Here is a 26,694-nt window from a genome sequence, read left to right on the forward strand (position 1 = left end):
CGACATCTACGAAGCTCGGCGCGTCGCACGATGCGTCGTGGCATCGCCGTCTCGATGTAAAATTTCTTCGAAGACGGTTTTTGACGCCCCACGAGGAGCTCGAGCAACCCATGATGGATCGTGGGCGCTCCGGCCCACGTGGGAGCGCGGGACGGCTCGTCCCGAAGGACATCGAGCCGACCCCATGGCCAGCACATCGACGGATGATCCGCCCATGGATCCTCAGGAGTTCAAGATGCGTCTCACGCTTTACCGGTCGCGGCGACGACGGGTGTCCGCGCCCACGTGGAGCCTCCTGATCGGCGTCTCCGCAACGCTCGCGGGCTGCAGCACGGAGACCTCGGCGCAGGGCTCCGGCTCAGGCGGCCAGGACAGCGGCGCCACCGGCGGCGGCGCCACGACCACCGCTTCCGCCACCACGGCGAGCAGCGGCGCGGGAGGCCATCCGAGCGCGACGGCCGGGGTGGGTGGCGCCGGGAGCGGCGGCGCGGGCGGCAGCGGCGGCGCCGGAGACAGCGGCGGCGCCGGCGGGAGCGGCGGCGCCGGCGGGAGCGGCGGCGCTGGCGGGGGCGGCGGCGCGGGAGGGGCCGCGGACAGGTGCGCCGATGCCCTCTACGACCCGGCGAGCCCGCCAGAGGCGCTGCCCCTGTCCGGGAACCTGGGGACCCACGATCCGGCCATCATCCAGGCGGGCGACCGGTACTACCTGTTCCAGACGGGGGACAGGCTCCCGATGAAGATCTCGTCGAACCTCACCGCGTGGCAGGCCGCCGGTCGGGTGTTCGACGCGAAGCCCGCCTGGCTGGAAGAGAAGGTCCCGGGCGTGACCGACCTGTGGGCGCCCGATATCTCGCGCTTCGGGGACACCTACCATCTCTACTACTCCGCCTCCACGTTCGGCAGCAACCGGTCGTGCATCGGGCACGCGACGAAGGCATCGCTCGACTCGGCAGGTCCCTGGACGGACCGCGGCGCCGCCATCTGCTCCAACGACGGCGGGGCGCGGGACGACTGGAACGCGATCGATCCCAACGTCGCGATGGATGAGGAGGGGACGCCGTGGCTCGTGTTCGGGAGCTTCTGGGGCGGTATCAAGATGGTGAAGCTCGCCCCGTCGGGGGAGCGGGCCGACGGGGAGCTCCACGCCCTCGCCGCCCGCCCCGACGCCCGCGGGGCGCTCGAGGCGCCCTTCATCGTCCGGCGCTGCGGCTTCTATTACCTGTTCGTCTCGTTCGACGCCTGCTGCCGTGGGACGGACAGCACGTACAAGATCGCCGTCGGTCGTTCGAAGAGCATCACAGGCCCGTACGTCGACAAGAAGGGGATACCGATGATGTCCGGCGGCGGCAGCATCCTCGTGGAAGGAGGCTCCCGCTGGCGGGGGCCCGGGCACAACGCCGTGCTGTTCTCCGGCGATCGCTCTTACAACGTCTATCACGCCTACGACGCGCAATCGAACGGCGCCCCCACGCTGCGGATCTCCGATCTGGCGTGGGACACCGACGGCTTTCCGCGCTCCGGAGGGCCCTAGTCGCGCCACCGCCGCCGGGCTCCGCGCTGCGCGCCCTGATGATCGGGACTCATGGATTCCACCCTCGTCGCCAGAAGGCGAAAGCCCGTGACTGACCTCCTCGCGCCGCCGGAGGGAGCGCCTCCGCGGGCGGACGAGCTGCTCGGGCTCGCGCGCGCCGCCGCGGGGCGCGATCCGGCGGCGATCCGCACGCTCATCACCGAGCTCGGCGGCGCCATGTTGCGGGGCGTGCGGAAGGTGCTCGGCCCGCATCACCCCGACGTCGAGGACGTGACCCAGGAGGCCGTGCTCGCGCTGCTCCAGGCGCTGCCGTCCTTTCGCGCGGAGTGCACCGTGCTCCACTTCGCCAACCGGATCGCCGTGATGACCGCGCTCGGCGCGCGCCGGCGCCTCAGCGCGCGCGCGCGCTTCGACGAGCCGGGCGCGCCGATCGACGTGGCCCCGGACGAGAGCGGCGCGTCGCCGTTCGCCGAGGCGGTCTCGAGCCGGCGGCGTAAGATGGTGCTCGAGGTGCTCGACAGGATGCCCGAGGCGACCGCGGAGGCGCTGGCCCTCCATTTCGTGCTTGGCTACACGGTCGACGAGATCGCGGCGCACGCCCGCGTCTCTCCGAACACCGTCTGGAGTCGGCTCCGGCTCGGCAAGGAGGCGCTGCGGCGCGCGCTCGCCAACAACGCGAAGCTGGCCGAGCTCTTCCGGGGGAAGGAGACGTGACCGCCGGCTGTCGGAGCGAGCTCCTCACGCGGGTGCGCCGCGGCGTCGCGACGGAGCCGGACCGGCTCGCCCTCGACGCCCACCTCGGCACCTGCGCGTCGTGCCGGATGAGCTGGGTGCTCGCGCTGGACTTCGACGCCGCGGGGGCGGCGGAGCCCGGGGACGCAGAGCTCCTCGCGCGCATCGTGAACGCCGCGATCGGCAGGGCCGTGATCGACCTGCCGTGCGAGGGAGCGCCGGCGCGGAGCGCCTGGCTCTACGCCGCGGCGGCGTCCTCGCCGGGCGCTTCTCCGACCGCCTCGACGGCGGAGCGGCTGTTCCGGGAGGCCAACGACGCGCGGCGCGCCGGCCGTTCCCGGCGCGCCATCGAGCTCTACCGCGCGCTCCAGAGGGGGTTCGCGTCGTCGCCCGAGGCCACGCTCTCCCTCGTGTCGCTGGGCGGCCTGCTCCTCCACGACGGCTCGCCTGCCGCGGCGCTCGCGCAGTTCGACCGGTACCTCGGCGTCGCCGGCCCGCGCCCGCTCGCGGTCGAGGCGCTCTATGGCCGCGGGCGCGCCCTGCGGGCGCTCGGGCGCGCCGGCGACGAGGCGCAGGCCTGGCGGCGCCTGCTCCGGGAGCACCCGGGCTCGCCGTACGTCGAGCACGCCCGCCGCCGCCTCGCCGAGCTCGGAGGGTGATCACGGGGCGCCGATCTGGCTCGGGTTCGGGCCCCGGCGTTCGCGTCGCGCTGTCTTCACCCACGTTGGCCATCTACGTCCCTCCGGGCACGCACCCGACGCGTGCTCATCGTGCACTGTTTTCCTGCAGGAGCTCGTCATGCGAATTCGACCTCTCTTCATGACCGTCGTGCTTCATTCTTTCGCCGCCGGCATCGGCCTCGCGTCCGGGGGTTGCAGCTCGGGAGACCCCGACGATCACCCCGCCGCGCAGACCACAGGCAGCGGCGGTGGCGGCGGTAGCAGCGCCAGCACCGGCGCAAGCACGAGCGCCAGCAGCGGTGCGGGCGGTGCGAGCGGCGCTTCCGGCCCCAGCGCCGCGGGGGTGGGCGGTGCGGGAGAGGGTGGCGGCGGAGGCGCGGCCGGAGGGACGACGAGCGCTTCAGGCGGCTCGGAAGGCGGCGGCGGGAGCGCCGAGCTGCCGGACGTCACTGTGTACATCGCCGGCGACTCGACCGTTCAGACCTACGTGAACAGCGCACTTCACCAGGCGGGCTGGGGCCAGATGCTGGGGGAGTTCTTCGACGAGCGGGTGCGCGTCGACAACCGGGCCATCGGCGGCCGGACGGCGCGCCGGTACATCGATGAGGGCCGCCTCGACGACGTCCTCGAGGACATCCAGAGCGGAGACTACTTCCTTGTGCAGTTCGGCACGAACGACAGCAACAAGACCGCGACGTACGAGCACGACGGCGAGACCATCCCCTATTACCTGGACCCCGCGACGGACTTCAAATCGTACCTCGAGCGGTACATCGCGGGCGCGCAGGCCCGCTCCGCGACGCCGGTGCTTGTCACCCCGCCCCCGCGGCGATCGTGCTCCGGGGACAGCCACGAATTCGGCAACGGCCTGAGCGCCCATTCACAGGCGATGCGGGAGCTCGGAGACGAGCTCGACGTGGCCGTCATCGATCTCAACGCGAAGACGCTCGCCCACCTGAACTCGATCGGATGCGTGGCGGCGGGCGAGGACTTCTTCCTCGTCCGGGCGGACAAATCGGTCGACGGAACCCATTTCAACGAGACCGGCGCCCGGGTCATGGCGGGCCTGGTGGCCGACGGCACCGAGGACGCCGGCCTGACGCTCGCGCAGTACCGGAAGTGACGGGACCGACGCGCCTGTCGAGCTCGCGGCATCAACCTGAAGCATCCTCTCTAATTTCAGAAAAATTCACAGGGAGGCGGGGAGACGGGGAGTAAAATCCCATGGACCTCCCCGCCTCCCCGCCTCCCTGTTCAATCTCTTCTCTTGATAAAAGTGCCAGCAGAACGAGGGAACTGGTCAGGGCGTCGGCGTCACTTCACGTGGATGTCCGGCCTGGGGGGCGCCGCCATTCCGCCGCCGATGTGGAAGCTCGGGTGAGGCGGCTGGTTGTAGGCGGTCTGCTCCGAGCTGACCTGCATGCGGTACTGGGGATCGTGCATCAGCGTGTAGAGCCGGCGCGTCGTCACGTTCGTCGTCGTGTACAGCCGCAGCGCCGAACTGTCGGACTCGCGCCACACGATCTCCTCGCGCCAGTCGCCGAGCAGGTCGGCCGTGAGCGCCGGCGTCGACTTCGTGCCGTTGTTCGAGGCGCACTGGCTGCAGCTGAGGAGCGAGCCGCCGCCGTACTTGGTGATCGACGTGTTGTTCTGCAGCTCGCGCAGCTCGTCCGCGTCCCACCAGATCAGGAAGTTGGCCGACGCGGGCTGGCTCCCGACGTTCGACCCGCTGGTCGCGGACAGGAGCCCTCCCGTGGAGTTGGTCCACATCTCCGCGCCGGCGTTGCTCGCGAGCACGTCGCCCGCCACGCCGCGCCCGGTGTCGGCCCCCGTGACGGGGCCCTGCTTGAGGATCGCGCAGGAGTTCGCGTCGTGGATGTCGTAGGTCGGCTTGGTGCCGTCCTCGTGCGGCATGAACACCTCGAGCCCCGGGCGTGAGAGGATGAAGTCGCTGACGTGCAGCGCGTCGCCGTGCCCGAGCGCCGTCGAGCACTTCCGGGTGCCGTTGCTGTCGATCGTCGAGGCCCCGTAGATGACCTCCTGCGCCCCGTCGGCGTCGACGTCGGCCACGACCATCGAGTGGGCGCCCTGGCCCGTGTAGGCGGTGTTCGCGTTGCTGTCGGCCTTCCAGATCTGGGTGAGCTTGCCGCCGCGGAAGCTCCAGGCCGTCACGGTGGCTCGCGTGTAGTAGCCGCGGGCCATCAGGATCGCCGGCTTGCCGCTCGCGTCCTGGCCTGCCCCGAGGTCGCTCACGAACGCCGCGCTCGCGAGGAACCGATCGACGCGGTTGCCGTACGAGTCCCCCCACGACGAGACCGTCCCGCGGGCCACGTCGAAGGCGACGGTCGCGAGCTCCGCGCCGCTCGCGCCGCTGAACACCGTCAGGTACTCGGGGCCGGTGAGCACGTAGCCGGCGGCGTTCCTGTAGTCCGCCGCGTCGTCGTCGGAGGCCGCGGGACCTCGGCTGAGGTAGGCGCCCGCGCCGTCGCGCGTGCCTGGAGCGGTCTTCACCGCGATCTCCGCGTTGCCGTCGCCGTCGAAGTCGTACACGACGAACTGCGTGTAGTGCGCGCCCGCCCGGATGTTCCTCCCGAGGTCGATGCGGAAGAGGCGCTTGCCGTCGAGCTTGTAGGCGTCGAGGTAAACAGGCCCCGTGCAGCCGGCCTGGGAGTTGTCCTTGGCGTTCGAGGGATCCCACTTGAGGATGATCTCGTACTGCCCGTCGCCGTCGACGTCTCCGACGCTCGCGTCGTTCGCGGAGTACGAGTAGCTCTCGCCGGCGTTATCGCACTTCGATGGAGTCGTTCCGCCCGCGGGGGCCGTGAGGGGGATGCGGAGGTAGCTCTGGCCCCAGGTGGCGGCGGCGGGGGAGGCGGCCTGTGCGACGCCGCCGACGACGGCCCGGACCGTGTAGGCCGACGAGCTGGTGCCGGCGGTATCGAGGGTGTTGGTGCTGTTCGTGACGTTCGCGATGCGCGTGCCGTTGCGGTACACATCGTACGAGATCGCGCCCGGGTTGGCCGCGTCGTACTCGTAACCGAACATCCGCCATCCGACGTAGACGCCGTTCGAGACCTTGACGGCGACCACCCCGCGGTCGAGGTCCTCCATCTGGTAATGCCCGGTCGGGGTGGCGCCGCCGCTGCCGCCGGAGCCGCCCGCGCCGCCGGAGCCGCCCGCGCCGCCGGAGCCGCCCGCGCCGCCGGAGCCGCCCGCGCCGCCGGAGCCGCCGCTGCCGGTGGTGGCGCTGGTGCTGCTGGCGCTGCTGCTACTGGAGCTGCTGCTGCTGCTGGCGCTGCTGCTGCTGCCGGACCCGCCCGCCGTCACGCTGGTGAGCGCTGGGCGCTGCGAGGCGCCGCTCGCGTTGGCGCAGAACCCGAAGCTCGTCGATGCGCCCGCCGCCAGGGTCGCGTTGTGCGCTGCGGGGGTGGCGACCAGCTGCGGCCCGCTCACGCTCGTGGTGGCGTTCCACGCGTTCGCGAGCGTGGAGCCGTTCAGGTTCGTGGTGATCCGCCAGCTCGTCGTCGTCGTGGTCCCCGTGTTCCGGATGGCGACGTCCGCGCAGTACCCGGTCCCCCAGTCCGACGCGACCGTCAGCGTGGCGGTCAGCCCCTCGCCCGCCAGCGGCTGGTCCCAGGCTTCCTGTTGCTCGAGCCCCTCTTCCGGCCCGTAGGCGTCCTCCACGACGCACGCTCCGAGGAGCACGAGGGCGGCGGCGGTCGCCGCCGACAAGCAAGTTCGCATGGAAAGTTCCTTTCAGAGCACGCGGAACGCGAGGCGATCCGCGAAAGGTCCTCGGCCTCCAGCGCCGGCGGCCCTGCGGCCGGTGACGCTCGGAGACCGAGGATCAATGAATGACCTCCTTGGTTGCCCGAGCCGCTCGGAGCCAGTCACCAAAGCAGCGCACCCCCCGCGTTTTTCGGCAGATGGGAGTTTTTGCGGCGTGCGAGAATGCGTGATCGTCCCGCCGGAGCCTGGCGAGGGCGGGTACCCACCGGGGTTACCTTGCCGGGCGATCTCGACGGCCCGGCGCATCGCCTCGATGAGGCGATGCATCTGGCCGCGGTCACGCCGCGAGCCGGTGCTCTATCTCGATAGGCGTGAGCTCGGGCGGCTGCTCGTCGACGACGAGCGTGCTCCCCGGGTGCTGGCGGACGAGGTCCTCCGCGGACTCGAACGCTTCCTGCACCGTGCCGTACGGGAGCGAGCGGGTGACGTATCCCTCGGCGGCGACCACCCAGCCCCAGCCGTCGGGGTCCGGCATGACGTGGTAGGCGAATCTCTGTGTCATGGCGTGTCCTCTTTCCGGCAGGGTGAGCCCGGCGCGCGCGAGCCGCAACGGATCGGCGCTCGCGAAGGCCCTACCGGTGGCGGCGCTGCACCTCCTTGAGCGCGAGCTTCGAGATCGCCCTCAGGGTATCGAACACGCCGCGCCCGCTCGCCGCCGCGGCCTCGAACTCGGGCGCCCCGTCCGGGTTGAGGAGCTCCCGGAGCTCTGCGACATCGGCGATCCCGTCGAGATCGCGCTTGTTGTACTGGACGACGAACGGCAGCCGGCCGGGCGAGCGGCCCTCCTCGGCGAGGTTGTCCCAGAGGTCCGCCATCGACTCGACGTTCGCGTCGACCCGGGCGCGCTGCGAGTCCGCCACGAACACGACGCCATCCAGCCCCTTCAGGATGAGCTTCCGGCTCGCCCTGTAGAAGATCTGACCCGGCACCGTGTAGAGCTGAAGGCGCGTCCGGAAGCCCGACAGGCCCCCGAGATCGAGCGGCAGGAAATCGAAGAACAGCGTGCGATCGCTCTCGGTCTTGAGCGAGATGAGCCGCCCCTTGGCGGCCGGCACCGTCCGGTCGTACACGTATTGAAGGTTCGTCGTCTTGCCGCAGAGACCGGGCCCGTAATAGACGATCTTGCAGTAGATCTCCCGGCTCGCATAGTTGATGAACGCCATCGGCGTGCTCCTCCAGAGTCGACGTTCGAGGGAAGGCAAGGCCCGTCCCCGCATTGAAAACGAAGGCGACCGTCGTTCATCGCCTTGGAAGCGATGGAGACCGTCGTGAAGCGCACTGGAAACGAAGGCGATCAACGGCCGCCGCTCGGCGCGGCGGCCGTTGTCGACTCCTGCGCTGGGAGGGGAGGCGGCGGCCGCTCTCCCCACGATTTCATGCGCCGCGCTGGGGGCGCCCCGGCTCGCCCACGGCGCGCCGCGCGGTACGCCCCGCTCGCCGCTCCCCGGCGCTACGTCACGCGCGGCCGGCGGCGAGCGGACGCGCCGCCGCTGCCGCCGCGCGCGGCGCCGCGCCGGCGGCGATCACGATGACGCGTCGGCGATCGCGTGGAGGGCCGCCACGAAGCCCTCCAGGGAGGCGTCGCGCGCGTCGCTGTGCTTCACCAGCCGCTCGTTCACGGCGATGAGCTCCACCACGTCCGGGCTCGCGCCCGGGACCCGCCGGAGCTCGTGCACGGCGCGGCTCACCCGCGACGGCGGGTCGAGGCACGCGAGCGCCGACAGCGCCGCCGTCGCGCCCGCCTCGCGGCCCGCCGCGAGCGCCTCCCGCGCCATCCCGAGCAGCACGAGCGCGAAGGCGACCTGGATCGCCTCCAGGAAGCCGCGGGAGATCTCCTTGCCGCCCTGGCTGGCCTCGCTCCACGCGAGCGTCACGAGCTCGCCTATCTCCGAGAAGGCGCGCGCCGACATCAGCGTGGAGAGCGTCTCCAGGCCATGTTTGTCCCACGCCGCCCGCGTCGTCAGCTGGCGCGCGAGCCAGGAGAGCACGGCATACGCGTCGTCCCCCGCCCGGATCGCGCCGAGCGCGATGTCCATCAGCGCGGCCCGCGCCACGCCGTGCGCCTCGAGCCAGCCGAGCAGGTTCGCCCGCTCCGCGCCCCGCGGCGTCCGGCGCGCCTTCTCGAGGATCGCGTCCCGGAGCGCCGGGGGAAAATGGCGGATATCGACGCTCCAGTCCTCGTCCGAGCCGCGCGCGCGCTCCATCGCCAGCGTGGCCAGCGCGTCGTCGTCGAGCGAGAGCGCCCCGGCCCGCCGCGCCGCGAGGATCTTCGGGACGGGCAGATCGCGCAGCGCGGGGCGCTCGCCGTTCAGGCCGTCGAGCTCGTCCCCGTCGAGCAGCGGCGGCAGCCCCTTGTGGACCTTGGGCGCGAGGATGAACCCCGAGGGCCACTGGACAGGCTCGCGCCGGCAACGCTCGAGCACGCGCTCGTAGATCCCCGCCGGGACCTTGCCGCGCACGAGATCCGACAGCTCGATCCACTCCTCCTCGTCGAGCACGAGGCGCGGCACGCCCAGCACCTCGTGCTGGAAGTGCGCGGGATCCTGGATCGCGAGCCGCGCGAGCTGCCGGATCACCGGCCCGCTGAAGCCGCTCTCGCAGCGCGCCCTCCAGCGCAGGAGATCGGATGTCCCGAGCTCGTCGATGTGCTCGGACAGGAAGGCATGATCGTCTGGCTCCAGCGACGGCTGACGGAGCACATGAAAGAACGCGACGGGACGGGCACGGCCCCGGTGCGCGCGCACCAGGGCCTCAATCTCCGCCTTTCGCATGGCGCGACCTCATCACCCGAGACCCCATGTGGGATCAGGGACACTCTCAGGTCCATCGTCGCCAGGCGCGAGCGCGGCCCGTCATGACTCGTCGGTCGGTGGAATGACGGATCCTGTTCCTGACCGGTATGCCCAGGGTAGCGCCAGCGCGCCCGCTGTCAACGCGCTCGTCGCTGCTCTCGCTCCTCTCGCCACTCTGGCCACTCTGGCCACTCTGGCCACTCTGGCCACTCTCGCCACTCGATTACTCGATGCGCTGCCGCCGCCGCCGCCGCGGCTCCCGGCCGCGCGCGGGCGGGGGGACGTCGCGCGAGAGCGGCAGCTCGACGGAGAAGGTCGAGCCCTCGCCGATCTCGCTCGATACGCTCACCCGCCCTCCGTGCGCCTCGACGATGGTGCGCGTGATGTAGAGGCCCAGCCCGAGCCCGCCGTAATGACGCGACGAGACGCCCCGGCGATACCGCTCGAAGACCTGCTCTCGCACGTCGGCGGGGATGCCGATGCCATGATCGGTCACCGACAGCCGGGCGATCTCTCCGTCCGACGCGATGGTGAGCTCGAGCGGCTTGCCCCCGCCGAACTTGATCGCGTTGCTCAGCAGGTTGGTCACGACCTGCTCGATGCGCTGCGCGTCCCAGCGGCCGACGACCGGCCCGGCGGCGCGCACGTCGAGCGCGCAGCCCGCCCGCGCGAGCTGGTCGTCCAGGTACGTCGTGACCTCTCCCACGATCGCGCGGAGATCGATCTCGATCGGGTCGAGCTCCAGGCGCCCCGCGTGGATGCGGGAGACGTCGAGGAGCATGTCGACGAGGGCGACGAGGCGCTTGACCTGCCGCTGCGAGAGATCGACCGACGCGCGCGCCCGCTCGATGCCCTCCGCGCCGCGCGAGAGCTTCTTCTCCATCGAGTGGACGGCGAGCTGCAAGCTGGTCAGCGGCGTCCGGAGCTCGTGCGAGGCGACGGAGAGGAACTCGTCCCGCGCGCGGACGGCCTCCTCCGCGCGGGCGCGCGCCCGCTGCTCGTCCGCGAGCAGGCGGTCCCGCTGCTGCTCGGCCTGCACGCGCGTCGTGACGTCGCGGAAGCTCCAGACCCGCCCGACGATGCGCCCGCTCACGCGCTGAGGCTGGGAGTAGCGCTCGAAGACCCTCCCGTCGTCGAACGTCAGGGTGTCGATGCCGCTCGCCTCGCGGGGGTCGTCGACGCTCCTCGTCATCCTCGCTTCCTGGAGGAGCTGCTCGGAGTCCGCGAGCTGATCGAGGCAGAGCGCCAGGCGATCGTCCTGCGAGAGGAGCACCTGCTCGGGGATCCCCCACATCTCCCTGAACCTGCGGTTGTGCCGCACGGGGCGGCCCGCCTCGTCGACGACGAGGATGCCGTCCGCCGTCGAGTCGAGCGTGGCCTCGAGCAGCGCGTGCGAGTGGCGCAGCATCTCCTCGGCGCGCTTGCGCTCGGTGACGTCCGTCGCGATCCCGCACAGCGCATAGGACCGCCCGTCCGGGTGGCGCAGCGGGAACTTGAGGGAGAGGAAAGCGTGGATGCCGTCGGGGGCCGCGACGTACTCGTCCCTCTCGATGGGGTGGTCCTCCCGCAGCGCGGCGAGATCGTTGGCGCGCACCGCGTCGGCGATCTCGGCCGGGAACAGCTCGTGGTCGGTCTTGCCGAGGATGTCCTCGCGGGTCACGTGCACGACGTCCTCGTAACGGCGGTTGATGAGCAGGTACCGCCCGTCCGGGGCCTTGACGAACACGACGGCGGGCGTGTTGTCGAGGATGGCCTGCAGGAGCGCGTTGCTGTCGTGCAGGGACGCCTCCGCGCGCCGGCGCTGCGCGTTCTCCTGCTGGAGCTCGCCGTAGAGCCGCGCGTTCTCGAGCGAGATGGCCGCCTGCGACGCGAGGACGTCGAGGACGCCCAGCTCCGCGGTGGAGAAGGCGTCCGGGACCAGGTTGTTCTCGAGGTAAAGCAGGCCCACCGCCTCGTCCTGGCGCACGATGGGCACGCCGAGGGCCGAGCGCCGGCGGCGCGACGCGTCGCCGAAATAGGGATCCATCGCGAACCGGTGGGGCGCGGCCGCGTCGGCGATCGCGATGGGCTTGCGGGCGCGGACGACGGCCGTGCAGAGCGACAGGGGCACCTGCGACGGCGCCGCGAGGTGGCCTGCGGGGCCGAAGGCGCGCTCTCCGTCGCCGCTCGCCTCCGCCAGGACGAGGCCCTCCGGCGACGAGAGGAGCAGGCAACCGCGCTGCGCGCCCACGTGCTCCATGGCCACGAGCAGGAGCCGGGCGTGCAGCTGGGGCAGGACCAGCGCGCTCGAGATCTCCTGCGAGGCCTTCAAAATACCGAGCATATCCAGGTACTTGACGTCACCACCCCAGGACGCGGGCCGCCGCGCGAGCTCGGGGTGCTGCTGGAGCAGGGCGCAGACCTTCGCCCGCGCGCCCCAGGCCTCGTAGCTGTCGCGGGCGCGCGCGAGGTAGGCGCTCGCCGCCGTGTCGAGCCCCCGCTGCTCGTAGAAGCGCGCGCAGAGCTCGCTGGCGAGCGCCTCGACCTCGATGAACCCGCCCGCGCGGGCGCCGTCGAGGGCCTGCTCGTACCCGCGCTCCGCGGCGAGCTCATCGCCCGAGAGGCGCGCGAGCTCGGCCGAGACCAGGGCGACCTGGTGTGCGAAGTTCTCCGGGGACGCGTCCGCCAGGGCCGCCAGGTGGGCGAGGTGCGCGCGCACGGCCTCGAGGCAGGCCGGCGGGGGCGCGCGGGCGTGGCCGGCGGAGCGCGCGAGCGCCGCGTAGAAGTGGACCTGGGCGGCCCCGAGGAAGCGGCGCGCGGCGTGCAGCAAGGCGCCCGCGCGCTCCGCCGCTCCGGCGGCCTCACCCAGATCGCCGAGGAGCACGCGCGTCTGCAGGTCGAGGAGATGGCCATAGAAGGCCCTGACCGGCGCCCTCCGCGCGAGCTCCTCCGCGGAGCACCCCGGCGGGCGGCCGGGCGTGGACGGGTCGCGCAGCCGCGCGAGCAGCCGCAGCTGATCGCGGAAGATGTCCTGGTCCGCCGGGCCGCAGGTGCGCTCGGCGAGCGCGAGGCGACGCGAGGCCTCCTCGGCGACGTCGTCGAGGGAGTCGCCGGCGAACAGCTGAAACGCGATGAGCTGGTGGCCGAAATAGCAGGAGAAGGGGTAGTTGCCGGCGGAGAGCGCCGCGTCCAGCTCGCGCCGCGCGAGCTCCAGACAGCGTCGGACAGGCATCCTCAGGTAGCCGAGCAAGGCGATGAACGTGAAGCTCGCCCTGGGCCTGTAGGGCGAGTTCTCCTCGCGCTGGGCGAGCCGATAGCCCGCCTCGCCGAAGGCGAACGCGTCCGCGGGGCGCCCGCGCCGCTCGGCGAGGACGAGCCCGAAGGTCGCGTAGGCCGCCGCGGAGCTGCTCGTGTTCCCGTGCGTCAGCGAGAGCTCCACCGCGGCGCTGGCGGCGGCCGCCATGAGGTCCCAGCTCGCGTGGTAAGCGGGCTGGTACAGCGTGGCGGCGAGGTCGCAGACGGCCCGGGCGCGCGGGTCGGTCATGGGCGGCAGGTCCGGGAGGGCGGCGATGGCGAGGGCGCCGCCCTCGAGGCGACCCAGGACCGCCGCGACGGCGGCGTCCACCGCGGCGGCCTCCGGGTGGCGCGGCAGGGGGAGCCCGCAGTTGCCGAAGCCCGCGACGCAGCTCTCGACGGCGGCGTCCATCGCGCCTTGCGCGACCTGGATCTCGGCGAGCAGGGCGTACACGGTCGCGGCCACGCACCGCCCGGAGGCGCGCTCGCACAGCGACGCGCAGATGCGCTCCGCGGCCGCGAGCTCGCCGGTCGCGAACCGGCACTGGGCCAGCGCGAAGTCGAGCTCGAACGCGAGCCCGGCGCGCGCCGCCTCCCCGCGCGCGCCCGCGAGCAGCTCGGCGCCCAGCAGGAAGAACCCGATGGCCGCGGCGTGGTGGGTCGCGGCCTGCGCTTTCCGGCCCGCGCGCAGGTTGAGCTCGGCGGCCCGCGCCCGCTCCTCCGGGGACGTGATCCGCGGCGCTCCGCGGGTGATCTGGCGCACGATCTCGAAGAGCTGGGCCTCGACGCGGTCGGGCGGGAGGCCGTCGAGCAGGGCGCGCGCGGCGGCGAGGTGCGCCTCGGGCCGCTGCTCGGCGGGGGTGAGCTCGTAGGCGACCTGATGGATGCGGTCGTGAAGGAAGCGGATCTCGCGGTCGATCCGGACGATGAGCCGCAGGGAGAAGGCCGCCTGGAGGCGCTCGATGACGGCGTCTTCCGGGCAGCCGAGGAGGAGCGCCAGGGTCGTCAGATCGGCGGCGTCGCCGAACACGGCGAACCGCCGCAAGGCGTCCTGCGTGCCCGCGTCGAGGCTGCGGAGGTTCGCGGCGATGATCTCGGCGACGTCGTCCGAGCACCGCTTCGCCCGGATCGTCTCGAGATCCCACCGGAACGCTCGGGCGGTGGTCGAGAAGCGGATCAGCCCTTCCTGGTGGAGCGTGCCCGCGAGCTGCGCGATGAACAGCGGATTTCCCCCTGTCTTCTCGTGGAGGCTCGCCGCGAGCGGGGCGACCTCCTCCCGGGGGGCGCGCAGCGAGTCGGCCACCCACGAGGTCACCGCGTCGGCGGACAGCGGGGCGATCGCGATCTCGGTCACGGCGACGTCCTGCTCGCGGAGCCGGCGGATCATCCGGCGCACCGCGTGGGAATCGGGGACCTCGTTGCTCCGGTACGCGCCGAGGATCAGCGTGTCGTGGACGCCGGGGTCGGTCGCCCAGCGCTCGACGACCTTCAGCGTCTCGGCGTCCGTCCACTGGAGATCGTCGAGGAAGACGATGAGCGGCTTCCCCGGCCGCGCGAGCGCGCCGAGGAGCTGGCTGAGCGCCAGCTGGAACCGCGCCTCGGCCTCGGGGGGCGGGATCTCGGGCGGCGGGCTCCGCTGGCCGAGGATCCGGGCGAGCGCCGGGAGCATGCCGGCCAGCAGCGGCGCGTTCGCGCCCAGCGTCCCCGCGAGGCCGCGCTGCAGCTCCGCGCGCGACGCCTCGCCCTCTTCGAGGGCCTGGACGAGCGCGCCGTCCAGCGCCGCGAGGAGCGCCTCGCACGGGGCGTGGCGCGGGGCCGCCTCGCACCTGCCGCCGGTGAAGCGCGCCGCGGGCGCGCGGACGGACTCGCCCAGGCGATGGACAAGGCGCGTCTTGCCAACGCCCGGCGGGCCCGAGATCAGGACGAGCTCCGTCCGGCCATCGCGCCCGACGCGCGCCACCGCGCTCTCCAGCCGCGCGACCTCGCCGGCGCGGCCGTACAGCCCGGGGGCCAGCCGCAGAGGCGGCGGCACGTCGGCGAGGCCCGGCTGGAACGGCGCGATCCGCCCCTCCGTCCGGAGCGCCTCCCGGCACCGGACGAGATCGTGCTGGAGGCCGGCGGCGCTCTGGTACCTGTCCTCGGGGAGCTTCGCGAGCAGCTTCAGGACGAGCTCGGCGACGCTCGAGGGCAGCCCGGGCATGGACACCAGCGGCGACGGGGGGACGACCGCGGCGTGGCAGTAGAGCCATCCCAGCAGATCGTTCGCGGAGAACGGCAGCCGTCCGGTGAGGAGCTCGAACAGGATCACCCCGAGGGAGTAGAGGTCCGAGCGGTGATCGATCGCCAGGCCGAGGCGCCCGCCCTGCTCGATCGACAGGTACGGCCAGGTGCAGGGGGACGGACGGGCCGATCGGGGGCTACACCGGCCCGGCGAGAGCGACCAGGGGCTGAACCCGGTCAGCTTGATGACGTCGCCGGGCAGGAGCATCACGCGGTGCGGGGTGAGGCCGAGGTGGACGATCTGCCGCCCGTGGATCGTCGCCAGCGCCCCGGCGATGCCGGTGGAGAGCCTCAGGAACCGGCGGAGATCCATGGGGGTGCCCATGAGGCGGGCGAGCGGCGTCGCTCCGTCGTCCTGGAGGACGAGCGCGGGCTGGCCATGGAACGTGCAGATCCGCGCCGCCTCCATGGCCACGTCGCAGCCGACCAGCCGCGTCGCCTCCAGCTCGCGCCGCAGCGCCTCGTACTCGGCCGTCGAGGGGTGAGCGACCTTCAGGGCCTTGACGAGGACGCTCCGCCCCGCCGGCTCGCGCGCCCGGTAGAGCGCGAAATCCGGTCCTTCGTCCAGCACGGCCTCCGCGAGGTATTCGGTCGCTGTCTGCATGGCTCTGGCGTGCTGGGCGTGACACATGTCCCCGGGGCGCGGCTGCGCTCGAAAGCGCCTGCGCTGCGCTGCGCTGCGCTGCGGATCGACAGGCAGGATCGATACCAGCGGTGGGCGGTCGGCGCCGCGGCGGTCCAGGCGTCCGATGATCGGCTCGACGCGTCGGCCGCGGCGTGACGGCCGGTCAAGGCGAGCCGCGCCGATCGCAGCGCCGTCGGACGCTGTCTGCCGAGCTCGGCCGTGAGCGGAACCCTCGCGTATCGTCCGCTGGCGCGCGAGAGCGCGAGTGATGGGGGGAGAGGCGACGGCAGAGGAAGCGGGGGAGACGTCAGGCCCCGAGGGCCCGTGGCCCCTCGGGAACTCGGGAACCCGGGAACCCGGGAACCCGGAACCCGGAACCCGGAAACAGCGCGTCCATTCGTCCGCGGTCGTCCACGGTCGTCCAGGATGTCATCTGCTTGCGTCATCCCGCAATCGATTGCGCTTCCATTCCAGTCGTGCCAACTCCATTGAAGGGGACGCGCCGGACCTCTCAGCTGAAACCAGCGGCCAGGTAGCAGCTCTTTTTGGCGGTGCAGCTCGAAGGGGAGACGGCAGGTCACGCTGGCGTACAAATTGCGAGCCTTCACGCCAGACGCCCACGCTGAATGCGCCTCCGGCCCTCCGGGGGGCAAGCGCCGTGGAAGGATTCGTTCTTCACGAAAGCAAGGTTGGGAAGAGCCATGATCGATCAACGACGAGCGGTCAACCGCAGGATGTTCTTGCAAGGGATGACCCAGTTCGCCTCGGTGGCCGCCGCGGCGCCCGCGCTCGGTTCGGACCCATGGAGAGGCGCCTGCTCGACGACGCTCACCGCGGGGCGGCCCGAGGACGTGAGCATGAGCTCGGAGCGGCTGGAGGACGTCTTCGCGCGGATCCAGCGCCGCGTGAACGACGCCCTGTTTCCCGGCGCCACAGCGCTGGTCGCGCGGCGCGGGGTCATCGTGGGTCACCGGGCCTTCGGCAGCAAGGTCCCCGGCGCCGACGAGCCGGTGACGCTCGACACGATCTTCGACGTCCAGTCGATGAGCAAGGTGCTCTCGACGGCGGCGGCGGCCCTCGCGCTCGTGCAGGAGCGCGTGATCCGGCTGGACGCGCCGGTCGCCAGGTACCTGCCGGAGTTCGCCGCCAACGGAAAGGGGGCCGTCACCGTCTATGACATGCTCCGTTACTCGTCCGGTCTGCCGCTGGACAACCAGTGTTTGGATGAGGACGTCGAGACGGCCTGGTCCATCATGGCCGAGACGCCGCTCGAATACGCGACAGGCAGATCGGCGCTGTACAGCGATCTCACCTACCGCCTCCTCGGCCGCATGATGGAGGCCGCCGCGGGGGAAGATCTCGACGCCATCGCGAGAGAGTGCGTCTGGCGTCCTCTCGGCATGAGCGACACGATGTACAACCCGCCCCCGGAGCTCGTCGAGCGCGTCGCGGCCACGGGGTACTCCGCCCGCCGGGGCTGCCTCGTGCGGGGGCAGGTCCAGGACGAGCAGGACTTCGCGCTGGGCGGCATCGCCGGCTGTGACGGCGTGTTCAGCACCGCGCTCGATGTCGCCGTCTTCTGCCAGATGATCTTGAACGGCGGCGCCTATGGCGGCGCCGAGGTCCTGCGGCCCGATCTGGTCCGGCAGATGAAGAAGAACAACACGCCTTACGTGACGGAGGCGGAGACCGACACGTCGCCCATCAACAACCTGCTCCTCGCCCCGAAGGGCCTCGGGTGGGAGATGCGGACGCGGCGCTTCTCGAACGGCGGCATGCGCCTGTCGCCGCGCGCCTTCGGCAAGGCGGGCGGCGCCGGCACGTTCATGTGGGTCGATCCGGATCTCGAGATCATCGGCGTCCTCCTGACCAACCACGGGTTGCCGCAGCCGTTCGACGAGCTCGGCTGGAACCGCATGCTCGACAACATCGGTTGCACCGAGTTCTTCGACGGCATCATCAACGCCGTGCACCGCTGAGCGCCGTCGCGGGCGAGCGGCGCCGCGGGCGAGCGGCGCCGCGACAGGCGAGGATCTCCGGCGAACGCCGCTTCTCCAGGTCGTTCAGGCGGCTTCCACGGGGAGCGGCTCCTCCGGCTCGGCGGCGGCGGCGGCGGCGAGCGTCCGGCGCAGCAAGGGGCCGATGGTCAGGCCCTGCACCACGATGGAGACGACCACCACGACATAGGTGATGGTCAGCACCATCTCTCGCTCCGGAACGAGCGTGCCGTCCGCGAGCTTTCCGGGGATGGAGAGCGCGAGGGCCACCGAGACGCCGCCGCGCAGGCCGCCCCAGGTGAGGATGCGGATCGCCCCCGGGGTGAAGACCCTGCGCCTCTTCATGAGGCTCACCGGCAGCGCGACAGCGATGAACCGCGCGAGCAGCACGACCGGGAACGCGAGGAGCCCTGCGAGCAGCGACTGGGCGTCGAAGGCGACGATCAAGAGCTCGAGGCCGATCAAGACGAACAGCACCGCGTTCAGGATCTCGTCCATCAGCTCCCAGAAGTCGTCGAGGTGCTCGCGGGTCTTCTCGCTCATGGCGCCGGCGCGCGCCTCGTTCCCGATGAAGAGCCCGGCCACCACCATGGCGATGGGGCCGGAGACGTGGATCGCGTACGCCAGGGCATAGCCGCCCGCCGCGGTCGCCAGCGAGAGCAAGACCTCGACCTTGTAGTCGTCGACCTGCCGGAGCATGGCGAGCGTCACGAAGCCGAGCGCGAGGCCGTACAGCACGCCGCCGATCGCCTCCTGGGCGAACAGCAGCGAGAGCCGCTGCAGATCGAGGCCCGACGTCCCCGACGCGATCTCCAGGAGCCCGATGAACGCCACGACCGCCACGCCGTCGTTGAAGAGCGACTCTCCGGCTATCTTCATCTCGAGCTCCTTGGGCGCCCCCACGTGCTTGAGGACCCCGAGCACCGCGATGGGATCGGTGGGGGAGATGAGCGCGCCGAAGAGCAAGCAGTAGACCGGCCGGATGTGCACGCCCATCAGCGTCATCAGGGCGTACGTCATGCCGCCCACCAGCACGGTGGACATGAGCACACCCCCGGTGGCCAGGATGCCGATGACGACCCGCTGCTTCTTCAGATCCGCCAGGTTGACGTGCAACGCGGCGGCAAACAGCAGAAACCCGAGCATCCCCTGCATCAACGTCTTGTTGAAGTCGATGCCATGGAGGTGCTCCTTCGCCTCGGCCTCCACCTCCGGAAACAGCTCTCCGATGCCCACCATGACGAGGGACGTCGTCATCGCGATCAGCATCAACCCGATCGTGGTCGGCAGCTTGAGGACCCGATGGTTGAAGAAGCTGAAGATCGCAGCGAGCGAGAGCAGCGCTGCCGAGACTTGGAATAGATCCATGCTCCCAGGCTTACAGGCGGGCGCGCGCCGCCTCGAGCGAGGCGCGGCGACGTCCGGGTGAAAAGTTGCACGTCAAAGTTTCCCCGAGGGAAGGAAATCCAAGCCGACTCGAAATGTCAAGCCTCGACCGCGGGACCCGCGCCGGGCTGCCCGACGCCGGGGGCGCGACAGAGAGACCCGCCCTGTCGAGGCGGCACGAACGAGGCTACTCCTTCCGCTGCAGCCGGCCCGAGTGACCTTCACGGCGGCATGCGCCTGTCGCCGCGCGCCTGAGCGCGCCTCGTCCCTTCCCGGACGTCTGACGACGTGTGTGGACCTCCCGCGGACGCTTTACACCGTGCTACCGAGCGGCGAGATGTGCGTGTGTCTGCGGTGGCTTCGCCTCCAGCCTGGTGATGCGAGGTGCGCCTCGTCGGCGCCTGCGGCGCCGTTCGCGCCTCCGGTCGAATCGGTGGTCGGCGCCGCAACCGCGCGCGGTGAGCGCCGTAGATGGGTCGTGGGCCGCGGGGCGATGGCGGCCCGTTCGCCATTGCCGGTATCCTGCTGTGCAATGGCTCGTTTCCTGTAAAGGCATCATTTGAACCCGAAGAATCACGGTGTGCGTCTCGCGAGCCGCGCGACGCTGGCTCACGACGCTCCCGTGGGGAAGAGAGCATGAGCGAATCAGCAAACGTCAATGACCCGGGCGCTGCCGCGCACACAGGGGAGATCTCGCGCCGCTTCTTCTTGCGGGCGTTCGCCGGGGGCGTGGCGGCCCTGTCGGGCGCATGCGACGGGATGACGCCCGTCGAGGCGCCTACAGCGGAGGCGCGGTCGGAGCTCACACGGGCGACCGGGGGGCAGCTGGCGGATCTCATCCGCCGGAAGCGGGTGTCGTCGCTCGAGGTCGTGGAGGCGCACCTGGCGCGCATCGCGAAGATCAACCCGCGGCTGAACGCCGTGGTGAAGCTCCGCGCCGACGAGGCGAGAGCCGAGGCGCGGGCGGCGGACAAGGCCCTGGCGAGAGGCAAGCACCTCGGCCCGCTGCACGGCGTGCCGATGACGATCAAGGATTCCATCGATACCGCCGGCGTCGTGACGACCGGCGGCACGAGCGGGCGAACGAATTTCGTTCCGGCGGAGGACGCCACCGTGGTCCGGCGCCTCAAGGAAGCGGGCGCGATCCTGCTGGGCAAGAGCAATACGCCCGAGATGACGTGGTCGTACGAGACGAACAACGCAGTGTACGGGCGCACCAACAACCCGTATGGCCTCGACCTGTCGCCGGGCGGCTCGAGCGGGGGGGCGGGCGCCATCGTGGCCGCGGGCGGCTCGCCGTTCGACGTGGGGAGCGACACCGGCGGGAGCATCCGCTTGCCGTCGCATTTTTGCGGGATCGCCGGGCTCAAGCCGACCGCCGGCCGCGTCTCGCGGACGGGCCATATCGTCCCGGCGGAGGGGCTGCTCCAATCGTTCACCGTGCTCGGGCCGATGGCCCGCTCGGTCGACGATCTCTGGCTGCTCTTCAGCGTCCTGGCGGGGCCCGACTGGCGCGACGCGGCGCTGATCCCGGCGCCGCTCGGCGACCCGAAGCACGTGCGGCTCAGGGATCTGCGGATCGCGATGCACACCGACAACGGGATCGCGGCGCCGGACGCGGCGGTGCGCCAGGCGGTGGTGGACGCGGCGGCGGCGCTGGAGGCGGGCGGCGCGCGGGTGGAGTCGAAGAAGCCCGACGCGCTGAGCGACGTGCTCACGGTAGACGCGGATATCTTCCGGGCGGACGGCGGCGCCTGGCTGAAGCGGCTCCTGGACCTGGCCGGGACCACGGACCCCGGCGCCGAGGTGGACGCCTCGCTCGCGAGCGTGCCGCTGTCGAGCGGTGAGCTGACCGCGGCGGTCGAGCGGCTGGACGCCTGGCGGGGGCGGATGCTCGGCTTCATGCAGGACTTCGACGCCATCGTCTGCCCGCCGTGTGTCCTCGAGGCGCTGCCGCACGATGCGTGGGTCGTGCACGGGGTCTATGCAGGATTCAGCTACTCGTTCGCTTACAACATGACAGGGTGGCCGGCGGTCGTCGTGCGCGCGGGCACGTCGTCGCGAGGAACGCCGATCGGCGTCCAGATCATCGGCCGCCCCTTCCGCGAGGATGTCGTCCTCGCCCTGGCCGGCCACATCGAGCGGGAGCTCGGCGGCTACAGAGCGCCGGCGATCTGACGGCGCGATGGCGGTCAGGAGGACCGGCCTCACGGGCACGTTCACCGGGCTGGACCTGTCGGTGCGCGACACCGACGACCGACGTCGCGGAGCGGCAGCGAAGGCGTTCGAGCTCCCGCTCCGCGAGGCTGACGTGCAGGCGGAGAGGCGAGGTCCTCAGGGGTTGAACGTGGCGACGAAGATGTCGCTCCCCGCTGCGTGGGGGATCGGCCCGGTCCCGAAGTCGACCGGCGCGCCCGTGCCGCCGGTGATCGCAACCGTGCCATTCGGAGATACGGCGATGTCCTCCACGAAACGGTCGTGTGAGTCGCTGCTGGGCGGGTCGAAGACGACCGACCAGAGCTCGGTCCCGTTCTCGTCGAGCTTGGCGAGCCCCGAGGGCCCGGCGACGAATATTCCGCCGTCAGGATCGAGGGAGATCCTGTGGAAGGGAGCGCTGATCGTGTGGCTGGAGATGACCTCTCCTGCTGCGTCCAGCTTGACCAGCACGGACCCCCCCACCGCGCCGCCGCCGAAGTCGACGGTGCCGTCCGTGATGCCTGTCACGAGGACCTCGTCCGCCGCGTTGACCGCCACCGAATAGGCCGCCGCCAGGGGGTACGTCGCCGTCGACGGAAACCGATTTTCCCACAGCACGGCCCCCGTCGGGGCGAGCTTGGTGACGTTGAATGTCGGCCACGGGGGCAGGCCCGTATCGAAGCTGGGGGTCACAGCGAGCACGTTGCCAGCGCTGTCGAGCGCGATGCGTCCCGCTCCATTCACCTGTGAATAGTTGTACATCCCTTGCAGGTGGGCTGTCCAGAGGACGGCGGTACCTCCGGCGCCCACCTTCGCCAGTCGATAACCTTCATCGACGACATGGAGCACGTACACATCGCCGGCGCCGTCGACGGCAGCCTGCCGTACCATCCAGGGCCAGCCCGAGGTGCCGAGTCTGCCAGGGAAGCCGTTGCTCCAGATGTGATTGCCGCCGGGGTCGAATGCGGCCACGAACAGCGCGCCCTCATCGAGGACGGGCGGGAGGGGACCCGCACCGAGATCCGGACCTGGCGTGAGAGTTCCACCGTCATAGACCCCGACGAGCACGATGTCACCGCTTCCGTCGACGGCCATGGTGGCGTTCGCGTCGTTGTATTCGGTCCCGAAGCGCTTGCTCCAGATCAACGAGCCTGCGGGATCGAGTTTGAGGAAGAAGACGTCCGACCCCCCTGCGCTGGTGACGGGGCCGGCGCCGAAGTCGACCGTTCCTCGGAAGCTACCCGAGACGTAGAAGTTGCCAGCGGCGTCGCTCACGATGGACAGCCCCACGTCGTCGCCGGACCCCCCGTATCCCCGCGCCCACGGCGGGAGCCGGGAGCAATCGGGCACGCCGTCGCCGCTGCCGCCGGCGCCGCCGCTGCCCAGACTCCCGGTCCCGCGTGGTCGTGGTCGTGGTCGTGCGCGTGGTCGTGCGCGTGCGCGTGCGCGTGCGCGTGCACGTGAGTGCGCGGCCCTGGTCGACGTCAGCCGCATCATGGGCGTCGTCCAGAGCAAGGACGTCGAGCATGGCAAGCACCTTCTGTCACGGCTCGCCGCCATGCTGACAAGGATGTGCCGATATAGCCACGTGTCTCGCGCACGTGCACGCGCACGCGCACGCGCACGACCACGCGCACGACCACGACCACGACCACGACCACGACCACGACCACGAGCATGACCGCGTTGGTGAACTAGGGGGGATTGGGGCGCAGTCAGTCCGGATCGAGCGCGTACACGGCCGTTGTCGTCTTTCGCCCCGTCAGGTTGCGCTCGCCCAGCGCGCGCAGCGGGAAGGCGTCGCCGGCGAGGTCCCGGGTCGCCTCGGAGACCAGCACCTGGTTCGGCGCCGCGATCGCCTCGAGCCGCGAGGCGACGTTCACCACGTCGCCTATCACCGTGTACTCCATCCGCTTGTCGGAGCCGATGTTGCCGACGATGGCCTCTCCGGAGTTCACGCCCACGCCGAGGCGGACCTCGACGTCGTACCGCTCGCGCCACTCCTCGTTCGCCGTCTCGAGGAAGCGCATCATGTCCTCCGCGGCCGCGAGCGCGCGGCGCGCGTGATCCTCCTGCGCGATCGGGGCGCCCCAGACGGCCATGATGCAATCGCCGATGAACTTGTCGACCGTGCCCCCGTGCCGGAACACGATCTCGGTGAGCATCGAGAAGAGCTCGTTGAGGAGGGCGACCATCCGCTCGGCGTCGCGCGACTCGGCGAGCGGCGTGAAGCCGACGACGTCGGCGAAGAGCACCGACACGGCCGCCCGCTTGCCGCCGAGGGCGAGCGGGTGCTCGCCCCGCACGATCGCGTCGACGACGGCCCTGTCCATGAACCGGCCGAGATCGCCGCGGAGCTTCGCCTCCCGGGCGATGTCCGCCTCGCCCTGCTCGAGGTCCTGGGCCATGCGGCCGAGGGACGTCGTGAGCTCGCCGATCTCGTCGCGCCGCCCCCGCAGCGCGTCGCCGAGCGCGATGTCCCGCCAGCGCCGGGCGCCGATGAGCCGCGCCTGCGCGACGAGGTGCAGGATCGGGCGCGTCACGTGGCGGGCGGTCACGAGCGCAAGGGCGAGCGCGAGGACGAGCGCGCCCGCGGCGACAGCGACGCCGCGGCGCCGCATCTCGTCGAGCGCGGCGAAGGCCTCCGGCTCGGGGCGCCAGATCGCGACCGCCCAGCCGAGGTCGGGCACCGTCTCGATGGCGCCGATCATCCGCTGGCCGCCCTCGTCGTGCGGGGCGAGCACGCTGAGCCTGTCGTTCAACCCCGCGCCCGGGGGGAGATTGTGCCAGATCGGCAAGGACGAGACGTCGCTGCCCGGCGCGACGCCCGGCACCCCGAACGCCGCGATCGCCTGGCGATCGTGGCCCGCGATGAGCAGGCGCACCGCGCGGCTCCCGAGGCGGCGCCCGGCGATCACCTCGAGGTCGAGCCCGAGCATGTCGAGCGGCACCTCGGCGACCACGTAGCCGGCCGGGCCGGCCGGGGGAGGCGGCGCGCCGGCGCCGGCGCCGGCGCCAGCGCCCGGCGCGGCCCCGGCGCCCGCGTCGCCGGCGGGTCGCACACGGGCGACGAGGAGGCCGCGGGCCGGCCCGACCACGCCGAAGCCGACGCCGCGCTCGTCAGCGAGCTGGCGCAGCGCTGCCGGCGCGGCGGCGACGTCAGCGTCGGATGACGCCTTGCGGATCAAGGTGCTGATCCCCGCGTCGGGCACCTCGAGCCGCACTGCCTCGACGAGCCCGCGCGTCGCGACGAGGGCGCGCACCGACGCGACCGCGTCCTCGTCCCGGATGGAGCCGCCCGCGGCGTGGCCGAAGATGGCCGCCGCCGCGACGGCATCGCTCTCGACGTCGCGGACGAGCTGGATCGAGGCCGAGGCCACCTCGGAGAGGATCGCCGTCTGCAGCCTCTCCTCGGAGGTCCGCACGGCGCGCCGGTTCACGTCGATGAGGAGCGTCACGGCGACAGCGACGGGGACGAGCGCCATCGCCGTGAAGAGCGCGATCGCCTTCGTCTTGAGCGAGAATTCCCTCACGCGGAGGCCTCCGCGGGCGACGCGTCACTCAAGAGGACCGTCCTTCCAGCCGGCCGCGCCCTCGTCGGTGCGCTTGCGGATCTGGAACTCCACCCTGCGGTTCCTGGCCCGGCCGTCTCGGGTGCGGTTGTCGGCGAGGGGGCGGCGCGCGCCGAAGCCGCGCGCCTCGAGGCGGCGGGCGTCGATGCCGTGCGCGGTCAGCCACGCGACGACGGCGAGCGCGCGGCGCTGCGAGAGGCTCAGGTTCGCCTGGGCGGCGCCCTGGTTGTCCGTGTGGCCGTCGACCGCGACCCGGGCGATCTCGGGGTGCTCCTCGAGGACGGCCGCGACCTCGGAGAGCAGCTCGAAGCTCTCCGGCTCGATCTCGGCCCGGCCCGTCCGGAACTGGACCTGCTGGAGGATCACGATCTGCGAGCCCTCGATGCGCACCGCGAACGGGCAGCCGTGCGTCGCGCGATCCTCGCTCGGCTTGCCGCGCTCGTAGGGGCAAGCGTCCGCGGCGTTGGGGATGCCGTCGCCGTCCGTGTCCGCGGGGCACCCGTGCCTCGACGCAGGTCGGGACCCCGCCTTCGCGGAGGGCCCGGACGTGACCCCGGGAGCCGCGCCGCCGGGTCCCGCGTCGGCGGCCGCGCTGCTGACCCCCGGCACGTCCGGGCAGCGATCGTCGACATCGTAGATCCCGTCGTCGTCCCGGTCCGGCGGGCAGCCGCGGCGGAACGCCGGCCGGGCGCCCACCGCCGCGGCCGGCGGGCGCGCCTCGCCGATGACCCGGGGGCAGGCGTCCTCGGCGTCGGAGACCGAGTCCCCGTCGAAGTCGGCGGCCGGAGGCGCGGCCCCCGCCGCGCCGCGAGCGCCCTTCGTCCCGGTGGACGCGCCGGCGACGGCCGAGGGGGCGGCGGCAGCGGGCGCCGGCGGAACGACGTCCGCGGCGATGCCTATCCCCGCGAAGAAGCGCGCCTTCGGCGTGCCGGGCAGCCGCCCGAAGCCAGGGCCCGCGCCCGCGTCGAGCGTGAGGGGGCCGAGCGACCAGCGCGCGGTGAGCAGGAGCTCGGCCCCCGCGCGGCCCGGGACCTCGAGCGCCGACCCCTCGCCGGCGGCGGCCCAGACGGAGAGCTCCGACCCGAGCTGCAGCGGGCCCTTGCGGACGCCCGCGCCCGCGGAGAAGAGGACCTCGCTGCCCGTCAGGCTGTCCGCCGAGGCCTTCTGGAACCGGCCCCCCGCCGACGCCGACCAGCGGAAGCCCGGGTGCTCGGCCCCCACGATCACCCGCGGCGCGTAACGCACGGCGCCCGCGCCGGCGAACGCCGCCTCGTCTCCCGTCGGCAGCCAGACGGAGAGCCCGAGCGCCGCCGCCGGCCGGAGCCCCTCCTGCGGCAGGAGCGTCACCCTCCCTCCGGCCTGGAGATCGCCGAGCGTGGCGCCGCCGGCGGGCGCCGTGACGCGGATGCTCCCGAGCGCGCCGGACGCGCCGCCCTGGTCCAGCACGAACGGCGCGTCGAGATCGAGCTTGATCCGGCGCAGGAGCTCGACGCTCGCGAGCGCGTGGACGATCGCCTGCCGGCCCACCCACGTTACCGAGCCGGCAGGCGCAGTCCCGCGCAGGCTGAGGGGTTGATGAGAATAGGAGAACAGAAGTCCGACCGCGGGCCGGAGCTCCCCCGATACGCCGGCAGAAGGGACAGTGGATAGCCCGTCGCCCGCGGGCGCGGGAGCGAGCCTGTCGAGCGCTGTGGCCTCCTGCGCTGCGGCCGGCATGGAAGCCGTTGCCGCTGCGACGAGCAGCGGGGAGGCCAGGAGGGGCGCGATGACGCGCGCCGGCCAATACTCCATCGGTCTGCTCGTATCCTATTGCCTGGTCCCTTGCAACGCCGATCTCGATC

General features: G+C 72.0%; 16 protein-coding genes. 7 read left to right on the forward strand and 9 right to left on the reverse strand.

The features are described from left to right. Positions 1-235 precede the first annotated feature (235 nt). The 4 genes from WMF44_RS08065 (at position 236) to WMF44_RS08080 (ending at position 4,066) form a co-directional block, all read left to right on the forward strand. Positions 236-1,531, forward strand: a complete 1,296-nt coding sequence (locus WMF44_RS08065; RefSeq protein WP_437298542.1) for an arabinan endo-1,5-alpha-L-arabinosidase — start codon at positions 236-238, stop codon at positions 1,529-1,531. Positions 1,532-1,618: 87 nt separating this feature from the next. Further along, positions 1,619-2,245 (forward strand): RNA polymerase sigma factor, encoded by a 627-nt coding sequence (locus WMF44_RS08070; protein WP_437298543.1) that lies wholly within the window; start codon positions 1,619-1,621, stop codon positions 2,243-2,245. Further along, positions 2,242-2,922 carry a tetratricopeptide repeat protein gene (locus WMF44_RS08075; protein ID WP_437298544.1) on the forward strand — a complete coding sequence of 227 codons (681 nt, stop codon included), beginning with the start codon at positions 2,242-2,244 and terminating at the stop codon, positions 2,920-2,922. The genes WMF44_RS08070 and WMF44_RS08075 overlap by 4 nt, the downstream gene beginning before the upstream one ends. A gap of 139 nt (positions 2,923-3,061) precedes the next feature. Beyond that, complete coding sequence (locus tag WMF44_RS08080; RefSeq protein WP_437298545.1) at positions 3,062-4,066, forward strand: rhamnogalacturonan acetylesterase; 1,005 nt, start codon at positions 3,062-3,064, stop codon at positions 4,064-4,066. A 191-nt stretch (positions 4,067-4,257) separates the two neighbouring features. Here WMF44_RS08080 and WMF44_RS08085 read toward each other — a convergent pair whose 3' ends face one another. From WMF44_RS08085 to WMF44_RS08105, 5 genes are all read right to left on the reverse strand, one after another. Beyond that, positions 4,258-6,687 carry a cellulose binding domain-containing protein gene (locus WMF44_RS08085; protein ID WP_437298546.1) on the reverse strand — a complete coding sequence of 810 codons (2,430 nt, stop codon included), beginning with the start codon at positions 6,685-6,687 and terminating at the stop codon, positions 4,258-4,260. Between the two features lie 322 nt (positions 6,688-7,009). Next, complete coding sequence (locus tag WMF44_RS08090) at positions 7,010-7,234, reverse strand: DUF2188 domain-containing protein (RefSeq protein ID WP_437298547.1); 225 nt, start codon at positions 7,232-7,234, stop codon at positions 7,010-7,012. 70 nt (positions 7,235-7,304) lie between these two features. Next, positions 7,305-7,895 (reverse strand): GTP-binding protein, encoded by a 591-nt coding sequence (locus WMF44_RS08095; RefSeq protein WP_437298548.1) that lies wholly within the window; start codon positions 7,893-7,895, stop codon positions 7,305-7,307. Between the two features lie 360 nt (positions 7,896-8,255). Further along, positions 8,256-9,503, reverse strand: a complete 1,248-nt coding sequence (locus WMF44_RS08100; RefSeq protein WP_437298549.1) for a hypothetical protein — start codon at positions 9,501-9,503, stop codon at positions 8,256-8,258. Positions 9,504-9,747: 244 nt separating this feature from the next. Beyond that, positions 9,748-15,681 carry a PAS domain-containing protein gene (locus tag WMF44_RS08105; RefSeq protein WP_437298550.1) on the reverse strand — a complete coding sequence of 1,978 codons (5,934 nt, stop codon included), beginning with the start codon at positions 15,679-15,681 and terminating at the stop codon, positions 9,748-9,750. Positions 15,682-15,699: 18 nt separating this feature from the next. Here WMF44_RS08105 and WMF44_RS08110 point away from each other — a divergent pair, with 18 nt between their 5' ends. Then, on the forward strand, positions 15,700-15,858 hold the full coding sequence (locus WMF44_RS08110; RefSeq protein WP_437298551.1) for a hypothetical protein: 159 nt from the start codon (positions 15,700-15,702) through the stop codon (positions 15,856-15,858). Positions 15,859-16,403: 545 nt separating this feature from the next. Next, positions 16,404-17,681, forward strand: coding sequence for a serine hydrolase domain-containing protein (locus WMF44_RS08115; RefSeq protein ID WP_437298552.1), 1,278 nt, complete (start codon positions 16,404-16,406; stop codon positions 17,679-17,681). An 84-nt stretch (positions 17,682-17,765) separates the two neighbouring features. On the opposite strand, the gene WMF44_RS08120 is transcribed toward WMF44_RS08115, so the two are convergent. Then, complete coding sequence (locus WMF44_RS08120) at positions 17,766-19,067, reverse strand: cation:proton antiporter (protein ID WP_437298553.1); 1,302 nt, start codon at positions 19,065-19,067, stop codon at positions 17,766-17,768. Positions 19,068-19,721: 654 nt separating this feature from the next. Between WMF44_RS08120 and WMF44_RS08125 the strand changes: the two genes are divergently transcribed. Then, complete coding sequence (locus tag WMF44_RS08125) at positions 19,722-21,263, forward strand: amidase (protein ID WP_437298554.1); 1,542 nt, start codon at positions 19,722-19,724, stop codon at positions 21,261-21,263. A gap of 156 nt (positions 21,264-21,419) precedes the next feature. Here the strand turns inward: WMF44_RS08125 and WMF44_RS08130 are convergent, their stop codons facing one another. From WMF44_RS08130 to WMF44_RS08140, 3 genes are all read right to left on the reverse strand, one after another. Further along, positions 21,420-22,631 (reverse strand): hypothetical protein, encoded by a 1,212-nt coding sequence (locus tag WMF44_RS08130; RefSeq protein ID WP_437298555.1) that lies wholly within the window; start codon positions 22,629-22,631, stop codon positions 21,420-21,422. Positions 22,632-22,996: 365 nt separating this feature from the next. Further along, positions 22,997-24,814, reverse strand: a complete 1,818-nt coding sequence (locus WMF44_RS08135) for an adenylate/guanylate cyclase domain-containing protein (protein WP_437298556.1) — start codon at positions 24,812-24,814, stop codon at positions 22,997-22,999. A gap of 24 nt (positions 24,815-24,838) precedes the next feature. Then, positions 24,839-26,644: an OmpA family protein gene (locus WMF44_RS08140; RefSeq protein ID WP_437298557.1), complete on the reverse strand. Its 1,806-nt coding sequence runs from the start codon at positions 26,642-26,644 to the stop codon at positions 24,839-24,841. Positions 26,645-26,694: the final 50 nt, after the last annotated feature.

This window comes from Sorangium sp. So ce426 (genome assembly GCF_051475585.1).
Taxonomy (GTDB): domain Bacteria; phylum Myxococcota_A; class Polyangia; order Polyangiales; family Polyangiaceae; genus Sorangium; species Sorangium cellulosum_B.

Excerpts from the sequence above, each read along its gene's own strand:
- WMF44_RS08095 (WP_437298548.1), bottom strand. The coding sequence starts at position 7,895 with ATGGCGTTCATCAACTATGCGAGCCGGGAGATCTACTGCAAGATCGTC.
- WMF44_RS08140 (WP_437298557.1), bottom strand. The coding sequence starts at position 26,644 with ATGGAGTATTGGCCGGCGCGCGTCATCGCGCCCCTCCTGGCCTCCCCG.
- WMF44_RS08090 (WP_437298547.1), bottom strand. The coding sequence starts at position 7,234 with ATGACACAGAGATTCGCCTACCACGTCATGCCGGACCCCGACGGCTGG.
- WMF44_RS08080 (WP_437298545.1), top strand. The coding sequence starts at position 3,062 with ATGCGAATTCGACCTCTCTTCATGACCGTCGTGCTTCATTCTTTCGCC.
- WMF44_RS08105 (WP_437298550.1), bottom strand. The coding sequence starts at position 15,681 with ATGCAGACAGCGACCGAATACCTCGCGGAGGCCGTGCTGGACGAAGGA.
- WMF44_RS08125 (WP_437298554.1), top strand. The coding sequence starts at position 19,722 with ATGAGCGAATCAGCAAACGTCAATGACCCGGGCGCTGCCGCGCACACA.
- WMF44_RS08100 (WP_437298549.1), bottom strand. The coding sequence starts at position 9,503 with ATGCGAAAGGCGGAGATTGAGGCCCTGGTGCGCGCGCACCGGGGCCGT.
- WMF44_RS08120 (WP_437298553.1), bottom strand. The coding sequence starts at position 19,067 with ATGGATCTATTCCAAGTCTCGGCAGCGCTGCTCTCGCTCGCTGCGATC.
- WMF44_RS08115 (WP_437298552.1), top strand. The coding sequence starts at position 16,404 with ATGATCGATCAACGACGAGCGGTCAACCGCAGGATGTTCTTGCAAGGG.
- WMF44_RS08065 (WP_437298542.1), top strand. The coding sequence starts at position 236 with ATGCGTCTCACGCTTTACCGGTCGCGGCGACGACGGGTGTCCGCGCCC.
- WMF44_RS08085 (WP_437298546.1), bottom strand. The coding sequence starts at position 6,687 with ATGCGAACTTGCTTGTCGGCGGCGACCGCCGCCGCCCTCGTGCTCCTC.